The sequence below is a fragment of the Pseudoalteromonas sp. T1lg76 genome (genome assembly GCF_002964725.1).
In the GTDB taxonomy this organism is placed as follows: domain Bacteria; phylum Pseudomonadota; class Gammaproteobacteria; order Enterobacterales; family Alteromonadaceae; genus Pseudoalteromonas.
The window spans coordinates 1-17063 of record NZ_PQCE01000031.1; the positions used below are offsets into that span (position 1 = coordinate 1).

Annotated in this window: 11 protein-coding genes; 3 read left to right on the top strand and 8 right to left on the bottom strand. The window is 48.9% G+C overall.

Annotation, left to right across the window (positions count from 1 at the left end; all coding sequences use genetic code 11):
• The 6 genes from C2M35_RS11295 to C2M35_RS11320 form a co-directional block, all read right to left on the bottom strand.
• The coding region (locus C2M35_RS11295; RefSeq protein WP_105265371.1) for a S8 family serine peptidase at positions 1–3117 on the bottom strand (3117 nt) is incomplete at its 3' end.
• A gap of 866 nt (positions 3118–3983) precedes the next feature.
• Positions 3984–5798: a S8 family serine peptidase gene (locus tag C2M35_RS11300; protein ID WP_105201357.1), complete on the bottom strand. Its 1815-nt coding sequence runs from the start codon at positions 5796–5798 to the stop codon at positions 3984–3986.
• An 853-nt stretch (positions 5799–6651) separates the two neighbouring features.
• Positions 6652–8904, bottom strand: a complete 2253-nt coding sequence (locus C2M35_RS11305) for a tetratricopeptide repeat protein (RefSeq protein ID WP_105201356.1) — start codon at positions 8902–8904, stop codon at positions 6652–6654.
• 4 nt (positions 8905–8908) lie between these two features.
• The gene (locus tag C2M35_RS11310) at positions 8909–9673 is read right to left on the bottom strand and encodes a response regulator transcription factor (RefSeq protein ID WP_105201355.1); all 765 of its coding nucleotides are present in this window, start codon (positions 9671–9673) and stop codon (positions 8909–8911) included.
• Between the two features lie 140 nt (positions 9674–9813).
• Positions 9814–10131, bottom strand: coding sequence for a hypothetical protein (locus C2M35_RS11315; protein ID WP_105265372.1), 318 nt, complete (start codon positions 10129–10131; stop codon positions 9814–9816).
• Positions 10132–10248: 117 nt separating this feature from the next.
• Positions 10249–11082, bottom strand: a complete 834-nt coding sequence (locus tag C2M35_RS11320) for a mechanosensitive ion channel family protein (RefSeq protein WP_105201353.1) — start codon at positions 11080–11082, stop codon at positions 10249–10251.
• Positions 11083–11258: 176 nt separating this feature from the next.
• On the opposite strand from C2M35_RS11320, the gene C2M35_RS11325 reads away from it, so the two are divergent.
• From C2M35_RS11325 to C2M35_RS11335, 3 genes are all read left to right on the top strand, one after another.
• Positions 11259–11633: a hypothetical protein gene (locus tag C2M35_RS11325; RefSeq protein WP_105265373.1), complete on the top strand. Its 375-nt coding sequence runs from the start codon at positions 11259–11261 to the stop codon at positions 11631–11633.
• Between the two features lie 39 nt (positions 11634–11672).
• A complete protein-coding gene (locus C2M35_RS11330; protein ID WP_105265374.1) occupies positions 11673–12392 on the top strand; it encodes a methyltransferase family protein in 720 nt (239 codons plus the stop codon).
• A 131-nt stretch (positions 12393–12523) separates the two neighbouring features.
• Entirely contained in the window at positions 12524–13642 is a 1119-nt protein-coding gene (locus C2M35_RS11335) for a GGDEF domain-containing protein (RefSeq protein ID WP_105265375.1), read from the top strand.
• A gap of 2 nt (positions 13643–13644) precedes the next feature.
• Here C2M35_RS11335 and C2M35_RS11340 read toward each other — a convergent pair whose 3' ends face one another.
• On the bottom strand, positions 13645–14793 hold the full coding sequence (locus C2M35_RS11340) for a catalase family protein (protein ID WP_105201349.1): 1149 nt from the start codon (positions 14791–14793) through the stop codon (positions 13645–13647).
• A gap of 9 nt (positions 14794–14802) precedes the next feature.
• Entirely contained in the window at positions 14803–17025 is a 2223-nt protein-coding gene (locus C2M35_RS11345; protein ID WP_105265376.1) for a di-heme-cytochrome C peroxidase, read from the bottom strand.
• Positions 17026–17063 lie beyond the last annotated feature (38 nt).

A 17063-nucleotide genomic window follows, 5' to 3' on the forward strand; every position in this document is an offset into this window, starting at 1 on the left:
GTGTGAAGGGTTAGCTAGAGTTGAGCTAGCGCCGTCACCGAAGTCCCAAGAGTGAGTTGTTACCGCACCGTCAGTGTCACCAGATAGGTCAGTGAACTGAACGTTAAGGTCAGTAGCGGCGAAGCTGAAGTCAGCTACAGGCGCTTCGTTTGCAGGTGCATCTACAACAGTCAGAGTTACTTGCTTCGAGTCGAATGCTTCATCATTATCCCACGCTACCGCAGTTACTGTGTGGTCGCCTGCAACTAGTGAGTTAGTGCTGAATAGACCGCCAGTACCAATCTTACCGTTGAAGTTTGAGTACCAATCGATACGTGAACTGATGTCACCTTCTTCTGCGTCGATAGCTGTTGCTTCGAAGGTTACGCTGTCGCCTAGGTTGAAGCTAGTGCCACCAGTAGGTGCAGTGATAGTCACTACAGGTGCAGTGTTTTCAGCCGGTGGTGGTAGTATCGCGTCACCGTTAGATGCTGAGATGCTCCAGCTGTTAAGTACGCCGTTCATGGTGTAGCTTGACGTATCTTCAGCGTATAGGCGCCATTTACCCTTGCTTGACTCACCTGCGAATTCTACTGGAGTAAAGGTATGGATAAGGTCTTTATTCCAGAAGTCACGCCAAGTTACTAGTTTCACTAGAGTACCAGCAGGAGACTGTAACCAAACGTTCAAGTATTGAACTGAATCGTAAGAGATGTTTACAGACACTTCTAGGGCATCGATAGCAACACCGGTAGGTAGGTCGATTTCAGTGAATACACGGCCGCCCCACTCAGGAAGTGCAATGGCTGTGTTGTTAGAACCACTTACCGTAGTGTTAGCAGCTGCTACAGAGAACTCGATGCTCTGGTTAGTCGTTTGACCCGCTGAGTCGGTAACAGAAGCCGTTACTACGTGGTCGCCAGCAGATAGGTCAGACTTAGTGAAGCTTGCACCGTTGCCGATAACACCATCAACACTTGACGTCCATACAACAGTTGAAGTTAGGTCGCCATCTTCAGTGTCGCTTGCATTTGCAGAGAAACTTACAGTTTCGCCAACAAGGAAGGCACTGTTGTTTTCAGGAGTTGCGATAGACACGTTAGGAGCGAAGTCAGTAGCACCTAGAGGTGCGCCGCTTAGCTTCAACGTCCAGTTGTTTAGAATACCGGCGTTGTTGTTGTTGTGGTCTTCTACTTGTAGCGTCCAGTTACCTAGAGCGTTATCAAGCTCGTGGTCGTAGTTTACAAAGTCCATCTCAAGACGGTTACCCGCTTGGCCTTCGAAGCTGCGAAGTACAGACTCTTTACCGTTAGGTGCTACTAGCTTGATCACTAGGTCAGCGATGTTGTCGTGAGTGATGTCAACGTGACCTGCAACCTCAGTGATGATCATTTCGTGAGGTACATTGATTACGCTCTCAGCTGGTGCTTCTGGTGCATCATCGGCAATCAATACCGCTTCGTTATTGCTGAAGCTGGTAGAGGTGCTGCCTTCAGGCCATACACGAAGAGTTAGAGGTAATGTCTTAGTGATATCACCGTCTACCGCTGTAACCGTCATTTGGTATGTACCAGGAGCAGTTGCAGTTGTAGTGTTGATAGTCATAGTTGTGGCTGTGTCAGCAGCAACTGGGTTTTGACTAAATAGCACTTGTGCATCTAAAGCTGGAACAGTAGACAGGCTTAGAGTCGCATCGCCTGTGAAACCACCGGCAGCGGTAAGGTCGATAACGAAGTCTTGGCTTTCGCTTTGGTTAACCGTTGCAGACGAAGGTGTGGCATTCATAAAGAATGAAGGACCCGTACCGCCTGAATCAGCCAAGGCATTAAACACGTTCATGCGCTTGCCGTTGATGGTTTTGCCTTGTAATGCGGCTAAGTCATCACCCGTGCTCATTAGAACCTGTTTAAGCTGCGCAGTAGTTAGGTCTGGGTTACCAGATAATAGAAGCGCTGCAGCACCGGCTACGTGAGGCGTGGCCATTGAAGTACCGCTTAGTGTGTCATAGCCACCACCAGGAACAGTTGAAACAATGAAGTGACCAGGAGCGGCAATGTGTACTAGCTCGTCACCGAAGTTTGAGAAACCTGAAAGGTTGTCTTGGCTGTCGGTAGAAGCAACGGCCATTACGTTTGGTACGTCATAACCTGCAGGGTAGAAACCGCCTGGATCGATATCAGATGAATCGTTACCTGCTGCCGCTACGAATAGCATATCGGCGTTGTTAGCTGCTGTGATTGCATCTTTAAGAGTTTGCGTGAAACCACCGCCACCCCAGCTGTTGTTAAGAACGCGAACGTTGTTACCAGCATTTTTAAGACCGATCATATAGTCGATACACTGAACGCCATCGGCTAGGGTACCACCACCTGAACCCAGGAAGCTACAACCTACCATGCTGGTACGCCAGTTTACACCAACAACACCTAGGTTGTTGTCACCTTGAGCACCGATAGTACCGGCTACGTGAGTACCGTGAAGACCAGTGTCTTGAGGGTTACCATTGTCTAGGATGGCTGAGATACCGTGGATGTCGTCGATATAACCGTTACCGTCGTCATCGATACCGTTTCCAGGGATCTCGTTCGGGTTGCGCCAGATGTTGTTTACAAGGTCAGGGTGTTGGAAATCGAAACCTGTGTCGATAACACCCACGATTACTGATGCATCACCGATGGTGTAATCCCATGCCGCTTCGGCAGAGATTTTTTGCATGCCGTAAAGGTTTGCATAGCTAGGGTCGTTAGGAGTCGCTTGATGCTTAACGATGAAGTTAGGCTCTGCATACTCTACAAGTGGGTGGTTTTTAAGGCCAGCCAATACCGCATCAACTTTACGGCCTTGGCCAAGATCTAGTACCGCAAGGCGACCGTTAGCAATGTTGCGTAGGCGGTCATCAACACCGTCATTGTTTTTATCTTTGAAAGATACGCCAAGGTTGCGAGCAAGCTCTTTACGCTCTTTCTTTGCTACTTTTTGTTTGAACTTAACGATAACAGTTTGTTGATCGTATTCTGGTGCTGCTTTGTGTGGCGCTTGCGCTACTGCTAAAGCAACAGGACTGATACCAGCTAATAGTGTAGTACCTACTAGTGTTTTGATTAGTTTGGAAGATGACTTCTTGGGCGTTTTCATCATCTGATCTCCTGTTGTATGTAAATTTAACTTATGGTTGGTTCACTTGTACGTACCCACTTCATTCTCCCTGTAAGTCGCACGCTCGCACTTCTTGTATGCGAATGTATATAGTTATATACCTTCATTTGTATATGATCAATAAAAATGACGCAAAAAATTCACATTTATTTATAAAAAACGTATAGAAAGTATGCAGAAGGTTGATTTAAAAGGGGTTTTTATTACAGGAAAATGACAAAATATTTTTTCTTCATCGGAAGAATTTCGTGTTTTTGTCTATTGATGTGTAAATTGCAATAGAATTGTTAGCAGGACAAATGTCCTATAAAGCCAGTATTTATGCACTATTGCGCGTTATTTATGCAGAGATGTGCAGGGGCATTCCCAGGCCGGAGAAAAACCCAGAGAGCATGTAAATGTATATGAGTTTGTATCACAACCTGCTGATTTTAAACCGTGGCGAGAACATGTATACACTGTATACAAACGAACTCCGAGTGCTGGCCGATAGGCGCTCAGCCTTGCTGGAAAGCGGAGCAGGGGACTGGTGTCAAAAGAGCAGAGTCTTGCACTAAAGCTGCTTGTGGGGCTTTAACTAGGGGTTTTATAAGCCTTGAGAGGTTGACCTTAGATGCCTGTGTTAATACCAGGGGCAAGGGGGCTCAAGGTTGCAGGTGTTCCTCGTTGGCAAGCTGTTGGCAGCGCCTGATGCATTGGCCAGGTTAAAGCCTATCGCTTATATGGGGGGCTTGGTACGCGCAGTGGCGTTAAAGAATTTGGGTCGGGTATATGAAGAAAAAAAGCAGAGGCCCAATGGGGATGGGCGCACTGCTTTGGTTAAGGTCCAACTAGAAATTAGTTTCTGCTTAGAAAGAGATCACTTGCTCAGCAGTACAGTCTGTGGTGTTTTGATCACAGGCTTTATAGGTGTAGGTACCGCTAGCCTTACGTGAGAAGGCATCGTTGTACTGAGTACCATTGGCAACAGTGGCGATTTTGGCACCATCACGGTAGATATCTGCACTACCAGACGACGCACCTAGGGCTACAAGCTCTACCTGGTTTTTGCCTTTGGCAAAGGTATGTGTGGCGCTCAGTGATAGCTCACCCGGAGTTGGGGTGTTGCCACAACCGTTTTGCGTTAGGTAATCGTGCGCGGCCTTGGCCTTAACGATACCGTAACCGAAGTATACGTCGTGACCCGCTGCACCTTGGTCTTCGGCAGTCATCTTCAATGCGTCACGGATTTGCTCACCCGTACATTCGGTGTGGTTTGACCATACCAGGGCTGCAACACCGGCTACCGCAGGTGAAGCCATAGAGGTACCGCTCATGTAACCATAATCTGATGCGGTCACGCTGACGTTGATTGATGCAGCGTTAACTAGGGCATCGCGGTCAGCCAAGTCTGCGCCTACAGCAGGAATTGAGGTGCTGTTGAAATCACCTAGGGTGCCATAAAGTACGCCATCAACGTTGTTGACGATAACCGCACCGACGCCGCCTGAGGCTTCACAGTTAGCAACTTTATCGTGGAAGCTGATATTACCGCGGTCGATAACACAAACACGACCGTTAGCGCCGCTGTCAACAGACTCTGCTGTGCCCATGAAATAAGCTGCAGCCGTAACATCACCGCCGTTTTCCATGCCCGCCGTGCTATAGAAAGTACCATCGGCATTTAGCGCTGCAATGCCCGCCATGCCCGCAGGGTAGGTAGAAAGCGTTTGAACGCCACCGGCTGTTGCTTCAACGCAGATGGTTTCATCGAAGTTGGCGCGCTTGCCGCGGCCGGTTGTACAGCTTGGAAACTGAGAAAAAGATGCAATCTTGTTGTCAGCGTCGTTGGCACCAACCATCATTACTGCAGGGTAGGCTGCAGGATAAGAAGCAGCTGAGTTACCATCGTTACCGGCCGCCGCTACGATCAGACCACCATTGGCACTGAATTCAGCAAAGGCATTACCTTCAATGCTGTTGCTGCCGCCGCCACCTAGGCTCATGTTGATGATGTTGGCACCGGCCTGGCTACATAGGTTAGTTGCATGGGCAAGATCTGAAGAGTAAGCCCAGCCGCGCTCGGTGAATACCTTAACAATGTGCATTTCAACGCCTGGGGCCATGCCCACTACGCCGTATTCATTATCGCTGGCGCCAATGGTACCGGCTACGTGCGTGCCGTGTGGACCACCGTTTACATTCCAATCGCCTGTGCCTGGGTCATAATCACCCGTGATGCCAGCCCAGTTGAAATCAGGGTTTGATTTATCAAGACCAGAGTCGATAACACATACTTTCATGCCTGCGCCGGCGATGAAAGGTACTTGGTTAGCCTGTGACTGATACACAGCATACGGTGTAAGCTGACCGGTCATAGGGTTGCCGGCATCGTCGTTGTATAGAGCGAATGGCTTACGGATTTGGTCTTTTTCAATTAGTTTTACATGTGGGTTATTAAGAACACCCTTAACCTGAGAAAGGTCCATGCCAGGGAAGCTAGCGGCAAAGAAACCTTCGCCATCTACTTTAATTTCTGCGCCAGACTGAATGGCTAGTGCTTTGATAACGCCTTTACTGTTGTTATCAACCTGGATTACAAAACGAGAATCGTCTGCTTGAGCGCTTGCTGCTGCGCTAAGTGTTAATGCCGCTAAGGCGCTCGCTATTTTTGTTACCTTCATAACTTTGCTCCAATGTGTGTAGGGGTTGGCGTTACCTTGGTGTTGTCCGTACACCGCGAAAACGCGTATGACCTACTAGTTGGTGTTCAATGCTATTTATCTTTGCGGCTTCTGGTGCTCAGGCATAAATATTTGAACTTGCTAAAAAATATAACGTGATCCCTTAACTCTGAGAGGAGTGAGGAATCAATTTCAATGACTCAACATATACATTTATATACATATGGACACTAAAGATCAAATAAATTTAACCTTTTGTACACAGTAATGACAAAAAACTTTCAAAAAAATCCTAAATAAGTATGGTAAGTATCGGAAAAATAGAAGAATTATTCGATAAGTTGCAGTTATCAAATTAACTGATAATTTCTAGGCAATTTGCGTATAGGTCGGTCACTTTATTCCAAAAGTGGGTCTTTATGTTGTTTTTTTGTTGGGATAGAAGCGACCTAATGTGGGTCGGTGTTGTGGGCGATGCTTTTTTTGTCGCCGACAAAGGAAGAATGTTGCTTAATCGTCGCTCTGAAAGCCCGACCTACAACCTTGGCGGCAAAGGCCGGGCTACAGCGTGAATTATGTGCATATTTGTCGGCCTGAAGGCCGACCTACCACGAGATGGTGCCTATATGTAGCTCGGTGCTTTGCGCCGACAAAGGAAGAATGATGCTTAATCGTCGGGCCTAAAGGCCGACCTACCACGAGATGGTGCCATTTGTAGGTCGGTGCTTTGCGCCGACAAAGGAAGAATGTTGCTTAAGCGTCGCTCTGAAAGCCCGACCTACAACCTTGGCGGCAAATGCCGAGCTACAGCGTGAATCATGTGTATATTTGTCGGCCTGAAGGCCGACCTACATTAGGCGTTATTGATGGTGGGTGGTTTTTTCGGACAGCGAATGGTGAGTTTGGCGCCGCCTAGGCTCGATGAACCTACGATCAACTTACCACCATGGGCTTCGCTTATCTTTTTCGCCAGCGCCAGACCCAGGCCCACACCGCCTGAATCGCGACAACGACTTAAGTCGAGGCGCACAAAGGGTTCGATCACCCGTTGGCGCTCGGCTACGGGAATACCGGGACCGTCGTCTTCAATACAGATCTCATAATGGTGCGCTAGGTTATTTAAAGTGACATGCACCTGTGTTTCGGCAAAACGGGCGGCGTTGCGAATTATATTGGAAACAGCGCGGTTCAATTGATGACTGTCGGCTTGCACCACACAAGGCTGGGGTCCCTTCTCGGTGAGCTCGAAATGAATATCGGCGTAGAGGTCGACATGGGACTCGAGTTGTCGCGACAGTAGATTGCCGAGCTTAATTTCACTGGTGTGTAGCGCCCGAGATTTATTCTCTAATTGGATAAAATCCAACGCTTCTTTGACCAGCTTTTCGAGCTCGGTAAGGCCATTATTTATCTTGGTGGTTAACAGCTTGCCGTTGTCGCCATTAAGTGAGTCCTCAAGCATATCGAAGGCCAGTTGCACCCGTGCCAAGGGCGCCCTAAATTCATGGGCAACCGCTTGAATCAGCTCGCGCTGCGATTTGATGTTTTCATTTAATGAGCGGTTTATCTTATTTTGATGCATCCGCTTTACGAAAAGCAGGATAAAGGCAAAGCTGGCGCACAGGGAGGCGATCCACACATTACGTGTGTATCTTTGCTGTTCAATCTCGCTGCGTTTTAGGCTTTGATCCGCCTGCAAGAGTTTGATCTGCTGTTCTCTTTTTTCTGCTTCAAAGTGGCTTAATAAGAAGGCAACGCGCTGATCGCTCTCTGAGTTAAACATTTCATCGTTGACCTGCTTGAACAGCTCCAGGTAGTGAAGCGCTTCGGCCAGTTCATTCTTGTCCTTATAGATCTGATAGAGATACTGATAGGCATCGCGCACCATGCGCTTATCTTCAACATCAGTTGCCACCTCTATGGAGCGATTAGTTAAATGTATGGCTTGGGTTATCTCGCCTTTGAGTCTGGCCGTTTTGGCGCTGACCAACAAGGCATTGGCCTGCAGGGGGATAATTTTTAAATCAATGATTTTTTGCAATGCTGGCTCGGCGTATTCCTGAGCCAAGCCCGCATCACCCAACTCTATATAGGCGCTGGCAATATCAATTTTTATACGTGCCATCATGGCAACATCATCCAATTCCTGGGCAAGTTCCAAGGCGGATTGATATTGATGCAGTGCCGCATCAAATTGGTGTTTACGTTGGTGCACGGCTCCCAGGTTGGTCAGCATTTCGGCAATGCCAAGCTTGTCCTGCAGGGTTTCGTAATAACCCAGTGCCCGCTGCAGGTAAGACAAGGCCATATCATAGTCTTCAAGATAGAAGTAGGTTAGGCCTATGTTGCCAAGCACCTGCGCCAGGCCGGGAACATCGTTAATACGCTCGCGTATGGTCAGGGACTTTAGTTGGTAATCCAGGGCTAAACTGTAGTTGCCGCTGGTGCCGTGTATATTGGCCAGGTTATTGAGAGATACGGCGATGCTTTTCTCTTCGCCAATTTGCTGTTGCAGTTCAAAGGCGCTTTGAAAATACTCCAGCGCTTTTTTTGGCTCGCCCAAGGTCTGGTGAATAATGGCAATATAATTGGTGGTGTTGGCGATGCCGCGGGTGTCTTTTTGCTCCTCGGCTATCTCAAGTGCCTGCTCAAAGTTTTTCAGTGCGGACTGGTAATTGGCGGTACGCCAATAGATGATCCCCTGCATGGTAACAGATACATACAGGCCGCGTTTATAGTCGGCTTCTTTAGACAAAGCCTGGCTTTGATCGGTACGGGCCTGTGCCTGCTCGTATTGGCCCAGGGTGATATGGGCCCAGGCCATGTTATTAAGGACCGTGATCTGACGCTTAGCATTAGGATACTTGGCAAAGATGGCCAAGGCCTGCTCGGCATAGTCTAAACTGCGCGGCGGATTGTTATCACGATAGGCTTCAACCAGCTCGGTTAAAATCAGACTTTTGTCTGCGCCCTTGGCCTGCGGCAGTTGTGCCTCAAGCTGTGCCACCGAGTTTTGTTCTGTACCGTCATTACCCTGCACCGAGGTACTGAGCCAAAGCCCGGTACCTAGGAGTAAAAATAAGAGTAATACCAGTTTAAAGCGCATCGTGTTATCTATCCCCTACAAACAGATAGCCTTTACCGTGGATAGTTCTAATTCTAGTCGAAGGATGGTTATCATCGCCAAGCTTTTTACGAATACGTGATACGCGCAAGTCTATGGTTCTATTGGAGCTTTCATAGCCAAGCTTGGCAAAATGCTCGGATATAAACTCCCTGTCGCAGATCACCCCAGGATTGCTGGCAAGCAGCGCCAGTAATTCAAATTCCGCTGTGGTCAAATCTACGGCCTTGCCGTTTTGCTCGGCGCTTTGATACTTCTTATCTATTACCAGATCATCGAACTTTATTAAGGCCTCATCTTCAACCGGCTCTTGTTCCTGTACTTCTGTACTAGGTAAAGGCGCCACTTCATGAGGGTTGCGGCGCAACAGAGCACGTACCCGGGCTAGCAGAACCCGCGAGCGCACCGGCTTGGCTAAGTAGTCGTCGGCACCGGTTTCGAGGCCGGCTACTTCATCAATGTCATTGTCCAAGGCGGTAAGCATAAGGATAGGGCCGTCGTAGGTGCCCTCTAACCCCGGGTACCCATAGCGAGCCTGGCGACATACAGACAGTCCGTCCATATCCGGCAGCATGACATCAAGCACCACCAGAGTAGGCTGCTCGGTGATTATGGTTTGCAGCGCTTTCAAGCCGTTGTGCTCAATTTTGGTTTTATAGCCGTTGGTTTCAAGAAACCCTGACACTAGTTGCGCTAACTCGATGTCGTCATCGACGACTAAAATCCAGTTATTATCTTTCCCATTCATCATATTGCCCAGATAGTAACATTTTATTCATAACTCGGTCATCATACATGAGATTGTATTGAGTTGTATATCAATGTTTTGCACTCGGGTAAGGGAGTAAAAGTGGCTCCCGGCGGCATTTCTTACAGGTGATGGCCCGGTTGCTAATTGAAATTACGACATACCTGCCGCGCGACTTCTTCATTGTGCTGGCTAGGCTCTTGCTTATAGATAAGGTAATACTTTTCGCAGTGACTGCCCTTGGTGGCGATAAAGTCGGGACTGAGTAGATCCGGGGTCTCATTTAACCTCGCCTGCGAGGGCGTGAGTGGGGGACTAACCTCGGCGCTGGCTGCAGGTTCAACATCCGCGGGCTCGTATGCAAGCATTATCCCTATCAGTGCGATAGCAATAAGAATCAGCATGGCTGCGGCGAGCGGAACTTTATTGCGGATATTTGCCGACATTAAACCAAAGAACATATTTACGCCCTGTTTTTAAACACTTTTTATTTGCTATGAGTATAGCCTATTGGCGCGGGCTAGGGTGGCAGGGTCTAAGCGTGCGGGCACGCCGGAGCGTGCCCTAGATTAAGAAGGTTAAGAATGGGCTTCTTGCTTAAGTGTAACCACACGCTGAGGAAAGGGTATCTCTATATGCGCCTGTTGTAAGGCCTGAAATACTGCCTTGTTGATTTCAAGCCGGGTGGCGACCTTGGCCTTGGTGGGCGCCCAATAGCGATATAAGATCACCACACTGCTGTCGGCAAATTCGTTAATCCCTACCTGAGGTTTGGGTGTTTGCGCGATACCCGTTTGCGACTCTAATACTTCAGAAATCAAGGCTTCCGCCTGCTCATAATCGGCATCGTAGGCAATGCCAATGGTACCTTCTTCTAGAGAGTAATCGAATGAATTGTGGATGATTTCACCGACAATATGCTTGTTGGGAATGGTGATCTCCACTTCGTCTTCATCGCGCAAATGCGTCATGCCCAGCTCAATGGCGCTGACCTGACCTGTGACGCCCTTAACCGTAATGGTGTCGCCGACCACAAAGGGGCGGGTGGCAATGATGGCCAGACCCGCGCCATAGTTTGACAACATGCCTTGCAATGCCAGACCAGCACCTAGGGAAGCAGCACCTATGGCGGCGACGAAGGGAGTCACGCTGATGCCTACTTTACCCAGAGCGATGACCACAAAGGTGACAATAAGTAAGACGCGTACCAGGTTACTGGTAAAGGTCGTCAGGGTAATGTCTATGTTACGACCCTGCATTAGGGTGAATATCCAGCGGCTAATGCGTTGTGCCAACCAGAGCCCGAAAACCAGTAGTATCAGAGCCAATACCAGCTGAGCACTGTAAGTTACTAGGAAATCAATCGCCATCTGGTAGTAGCGCTCTACCTGGGCTATTTCTTGTTCGATCATCTAAGGTTTTTTCTCGAATAATGTGTTTGCTAAATAGTAACGACTTAGGGCGGGTAATTCGAGTGACAATTAGTATTTGAATCTATAATTAGCAAAGGTTCGCCTAATAATTGCGTCTGGGTTTTAACGCTTACACACAGAGCCCGACGCCACAGTGATAATTACACGTTGGAATTATGAAATACTGGAAACTCATTATTGCCTTATTATTTTCGTCTGGCTTGTTTGCCGCAAACGAGAATCCGGACGCTGCCTTGCAACAAATGAGGGCAGATGCCCTAGCGCGCATTGATGTGATCGCCTGCCTAGATAAGGGCGGGGTGATAAAAGCTGTGTGTATGAATGCCATCCCCGCTTGTATATACAAGTATCCCGATGCCGGCAAACAATGTCGCAGTGGTTCTGAATGCGAGGGAGATTGTCTTGTTGTCGGCGATTTTGTGGGCGAAGGCAGTGAAGTCATTGGCCAGTGCAAGGTTGATAATGATCCCTGCGGCTGCTACCAAAGAATTTTCGATGGCGTCGCCGAATACGCCATGTGCACGGATTAACCAGCAAGTCTCGCTGTTAACCCTTATTTTGGTACTGAAATGCCAGCCAATTCACACTTAAAAACCGCCCCGCAAAGCATGACCACACGTCAATGGCTTGACCTTATCCTGCTGTATCTTTCATTTCCGGTGATCTTATTTATTTGTAGCTCGGATATTTATTGGTGGCAGGCTTGGGTTTATTCGGCACTGGTGTTTGTCTTTGGTGTTGGCGGGCATATGTTGGCAGAGCGACATAATCCTGGGCTGATAGCCGAGCGGCATAATATTGCAAGCATTAAAAAAGCCAAACCCTGGGATAAGGTACTGGCTCCTTTAATGGCTATCAGCATAGGTTTTCCCATGATCATAGTGGCCGCGCTGGACCATAGGTATTCATGGTCTAATTCTCTTCCCCTGTGGCTTAATTGTCTGGGTTTTATCTTGGTCGCCCTTGGCTATTGGTATGCTACCTGGGCATTGGTGGAAAACCGCTTTTTCGCCAGTGTGGTGCGCATTCAAACGGAGCGGGGCCATGTGGTGTGTGATACTGGCCCGTATCGATTAATTCGCCATCCCGGGTATGCGGGAAGTATTCTGGCCTTGTTTGGCATAGTGCTGGCGCTGGACTCTTTCTGGACTCTGATCCCAACCGCTTTCGCTATCCTTATTACCCTGATAAGAACTCGATTAGAAGATAAAACCTTGCAAAACGAGTTAGTGGGTTACAGGGATTATACCAAGCGGGTGCGCTATCGCTTGATCCCAGGCGTATTCTGATTTAATCAATAAAGTTACCATAAGGTTAAAAATTCACATTGATTAAGTAACATATAAACAAAGGCTGTGGCAGAATAAGGTCACAATAATAAAGTGTGCGGCCACAGCGCCGTCGGTAAAAATCGCTCCCTATGATAAGAAAACTTGTTCACCTGGGTTTTATAAATATAGGCACGGATCGCCTTGAACACGTTGAAGCAACAAAGGTGCAAACCACTAACCTGGTTAGTGTGGTGACCTGTGTGGTTGCCTTGTTGTACGCTCTGTATTTTCTTCTTTCGTTAAACCAGACCTCAGTCGCAGCTATTAACTTGGTCTTTGTTGCCTGTTATGGCGTGGGTTTGTTGTTCTCCCATAAACGCTTCTACCGAGGGGCCAAGGTATGGTTTTTTACCGTACTGATGGCACACGTTTACCTCTTTAGTGTGCATACCTTTGGCGTCGGTGCTGGATTTCATTTTTATTATCTCATTATCACCCCTGGGGTTTTTCTGCTCTTTAACGAAAATGATCGAGTGGAAAAATTTATCTTTAGTTTAGCCAGCGGCATTCTTTTTTATTTATGCTCAGAGGCAGGGGGCACCACACCCATTATTTCGCTTGATGGTCAATCTGAACGCCAGTTATTTTATTCGGTTATTTACGTGACCATGATAGAAACCTATTTCATCATGGCTTTACTCAGCCACAACATAGATCTCTACCAAAAAGAGCTAAAGGCCCTCGCTGCCACCGATGCGCTGACGGGGATCAACAACCGTCGTATGTTTATGTCGATAGGCGAAGAGCTGTTTGAAAATGCCAAGCGTTATCAGCACCCCATGTCATTACTGCTGCTGGATATCGATTACTTCAAAAAGATCAATGACGTGCACGGTCACCTGGTCGGCGACGAGGCATTAAAGCAAGTGGCCGCAACTCTCAAGGCCAACCTAAGGGCCAGCGATTCACTGGCGCGTTATGGCGGCGAAGAGTTTGTGGTGGTGCTGCCCGAAACCGATATTGCCAGTGCCCTGGCGGTGGCTGAAAACCTGCGCCACGCCATTGGCGCGATTGAAATCGAGCTTCCCGACAAGGCGGCGCTGACCTTTACCGTAAGTATCGGCGCCGCGGAAAAAACACCCGACACACCTTGTCTGATGGGCTTGCTTACCTGTGCCGATAACGCCCTGTATCGCGCCAAAGAAACGGGACGTAATAAGGTGATAAACCATGGCCAGGAAGAAGAAGCCGCTCTAGCGTTTAGCTAGCATTACTCGGCTTCGCACTCACTGCCGTCGAGCTTCAGGCACCAGCCCTTTGGCTCGAACATCTCCTGGCCGTTTTTATCATGGCGATAACGGGAGACGCCGTTGTACACAGCTTTGCGTAAGCGGTTGATCCCGCCCACAGGCTCCAGCGCCTTTACGGCATGCCAAGGGGTAAAAGACAGGTTTTCACAAAACTGATTTTGCTCTTGAGTATCAAAGTGCTGCTCGGGTATCTCAACCCGGGCGACCTTGATAAAAGGCGAGTCCTCGCTTTGCCATTTTACCCTTGTGTCTTCCACCGGCATGTACTTATCCGTATTTTGCAGTTGCACCATAAAGTCGAAACAGGCGCCGGTTTGACCAAGGTTCTCGCTCAGTTCCTGGCGTAAAAAGTTGGGCTTATCACGGTTTACGGCGATGGCGGTGTTGCTCGTACAGGCCTTGGCGCTGTATTTCATAAACTGCTCTTGGCCTAAACGATAGGCTGAGAGACTGTGATATTGCTCGGTTAGCAGGCTGTCCGGCGCCGTCTTGAGGGTTTTAGCGCCGAGGTAGAGCGACCTCAGGTGCCACTTAAAGATGTTCCAGTTAAAGTCATTGAAAAAGTAACCAAACTTGCTGCCTTGTGCCTGGTATTGCATAAACTTGGCATATTCGGCGACGTCCTTAATAAAAAACACATCGCTGTTGATCATCACAAAGTCCTGGGTTTGTGCATCCTGCTCCAGCGGCAGCAGCTTTTTACCGTCAACGCCCATGACTTTAATGGCCATGCCCCTGGCATCTTTGACGCCATCCGCTTGGGGTCGGGTATCGCCGCTGGAAAAACGAACCCAGGCCTGATATTGATCCGGCTTGGCAAATATCCCGTGCTTTAAGCGCGAGTCACTGAGCGCCGGTACGCTAAAAGTAGCCTTAACACAGCCATGGGCCTTGGCATGGACATCCCTGCGGTATGGGGCAGGCGCCGTGGCTGCCTGGCTGCGATCCACCATTTGCACCGCCGATGAAATAATATCGGCGATATGGGTTTGCTCATCGGCTGGAATAACAATCCCCAGGCTGCTTTGCTTTTTGTCCTGGTTAATGACAAATAACACCGCGACCAACGCAATGACGCCGGTTAGGCAAAAGACTATCAGTTTTTTCATCTTGTTCCTCTACAGGCCTTCGCATTGAGTCGATGGGCTCAATCCCGAAGCATTCGCGTTAGCGTGCGTGGACTCAGGCGAGTCCTTATGTATTTTTAAATACTCGATAATGGCCAGGCGCTGCGCCGGCGCTAATGCCGGGCCGATGACACCATATTGGGGCGGATTACCCGGTTGGTAGGGGATGTAGCCATCCCTGAATTCATGGCCGATATTTTTATTGCCGTCTTTTTGGGTATCAAACAAGAAGGCATGACCCGCTTCTTTTTCGGTCACATAACCCAGATGCACCGGGTCATATTCCCTTTGCCCAACCCAAAACTGGCTGTCGCGCTCGGAGACTGGCGAGAGCAGCTGGTAGATATTGGGCACAGAACCATTATGTAAAAACGGCGGCGTGGCCCAAATACCTTCTAAGGGTCTGGTCTTGTAGATCATTTTTTGTTGCGGTAAATCCAAGGCACCAAAGCCGTCCATACAGGCTTGCTTTTCTGGCGAGAAGTTTTTGTCTTGATAGTACTTCTCTCTTAAATAGATGCCGGTAATGTTGAGTGCTTCACCCAGACTGAGCGTCTCCACACTGAGCTTGGCTAACGCATCGTCCAAGGAGCGCAGTTGCTGCTGAATTAGGGCGGTTTTGATGTCTTGCTGAACATCATTATCGCCTTGCTCAGCAATGAGCTGGTCCAAACCCGCTAACTTGGCATATTTGTTTTGCCAGTTGTTAAAGCGCTGCTCTATATCCTGGTATTGCTGTGGATGGTCGCTTATCCAGTTGGTAGTTAAGGTTAACGCCTCGGCTTGGGGCTCGGGTTGTTGCAAAAACTGCTCAAGGCGCGGCGAGTTAAGAAGCACCTTGGCCAGTCGTTGTAACTGCCTGATATTCATAGCCCGGACTTTTTGCACTATTTCGCTGTTAGTTAGGCCCGTTTTACTGAGATCAAAGCGGTAGTTTAGAAAGTTATAGGCGGCATTGGGGTCTGTGCCGACCTCATTGACGGCCAGCTCGCTCATTATCCACAGCGGTTGGTCTTTGCCTTTTAACGGCGTTTCGATTTGTTTAACCAGGTCGCTGGCCGGGTGTGGACCATGACAACCGGCGCAATGGCGCTGAAAAAGATGTTGTCCCTCGGCCGCTTTGACTCTATCGACCGGGCCAAAAATATCTTCCGGCCACTGCGGAGGCGTGAGTTTTTGCAAGGTGGTTTCTATGGTGAAGATTTGCTCGGGCAACACGGAGGAATCGAAGCGCTGCTCAGGAGGTAATGGATTACCATAACTGTCGGTCAATGCAATGTGCGCGCCGACCCCCAGCGCCTCACCCATGTTACGCGCCATGGGCTGTTTTACCGAGGCGCCATATTGCACCCAGTTAAATTTCCAGATATTCCAAAGCGGCGGGTAGTTAACCGGGCCGGTGGCCTTATGATAATTCTCTGCCGCCAGATTATCGCCAAAAACGGTATTGCCGATACGGGCCAGGGCATCGGTGCGGCCAAAGCCCTCGGTCACCGGATACAAGCCTTTACTGGTATCGTTAAAGCCCTGGGTTAAAAAGCGCATTAACACCTTGCCGAATTTTTTCCTGAGGACGGCCTTGTTGTGGTCGTTATATTGCTCGCCCAGTACCTGGGTAGCAAAGCGATCAAATTTAAGCGGGTTGAGATAGGTACTGGTCATCGACGCCACCAGGGTTGGCACAAAGTGACCCAGTTTCATGGTGGTAAAGGCATGCATGGCCTGGCCGCCATCGATGCGCAGTGCATAATGTTTGCCGTCTTTTTTGTAGTTGAGCTGACCGTTATGACAGGCAGCGCAGCTTAAATCCAGCAGTTCGCTGGCCGATGCCTGGTCGAAGTGTTTGGTAAAGCCTAAGGGGTATTGATAGGGGTTTTCAGGACTTGGGGTGTCATCTACGATAAAGCCGTAGGCCTTTAAATGTCCTGGCTCGGCAAATCGCGTCTCGCCCCAGGGCATTTCCAGGTGCGCCAGCCAGTCATATTCTATGCCCTTTAAGCTGGTGCCCTGTGGTGTGTAATAGTAGGTTTGACGTTCGGGTGAATGTGCCTCGAGCCCCCAGCCCTGATCCAGATAGCGGGTTTCTTCTGTCGGCACATAGTCCGGGATTTGCGAGGCGGGATAATGCACCAAGGCAAATAGGCTAAGGCCAGCCAGTACGATTACACCCGTCACATAGACCAGTATACGTTTTGTTATTTTTATGAATGTCATTGTATTAACCAAGGTTAAGAGGAAGAGAGGGGAGCCCC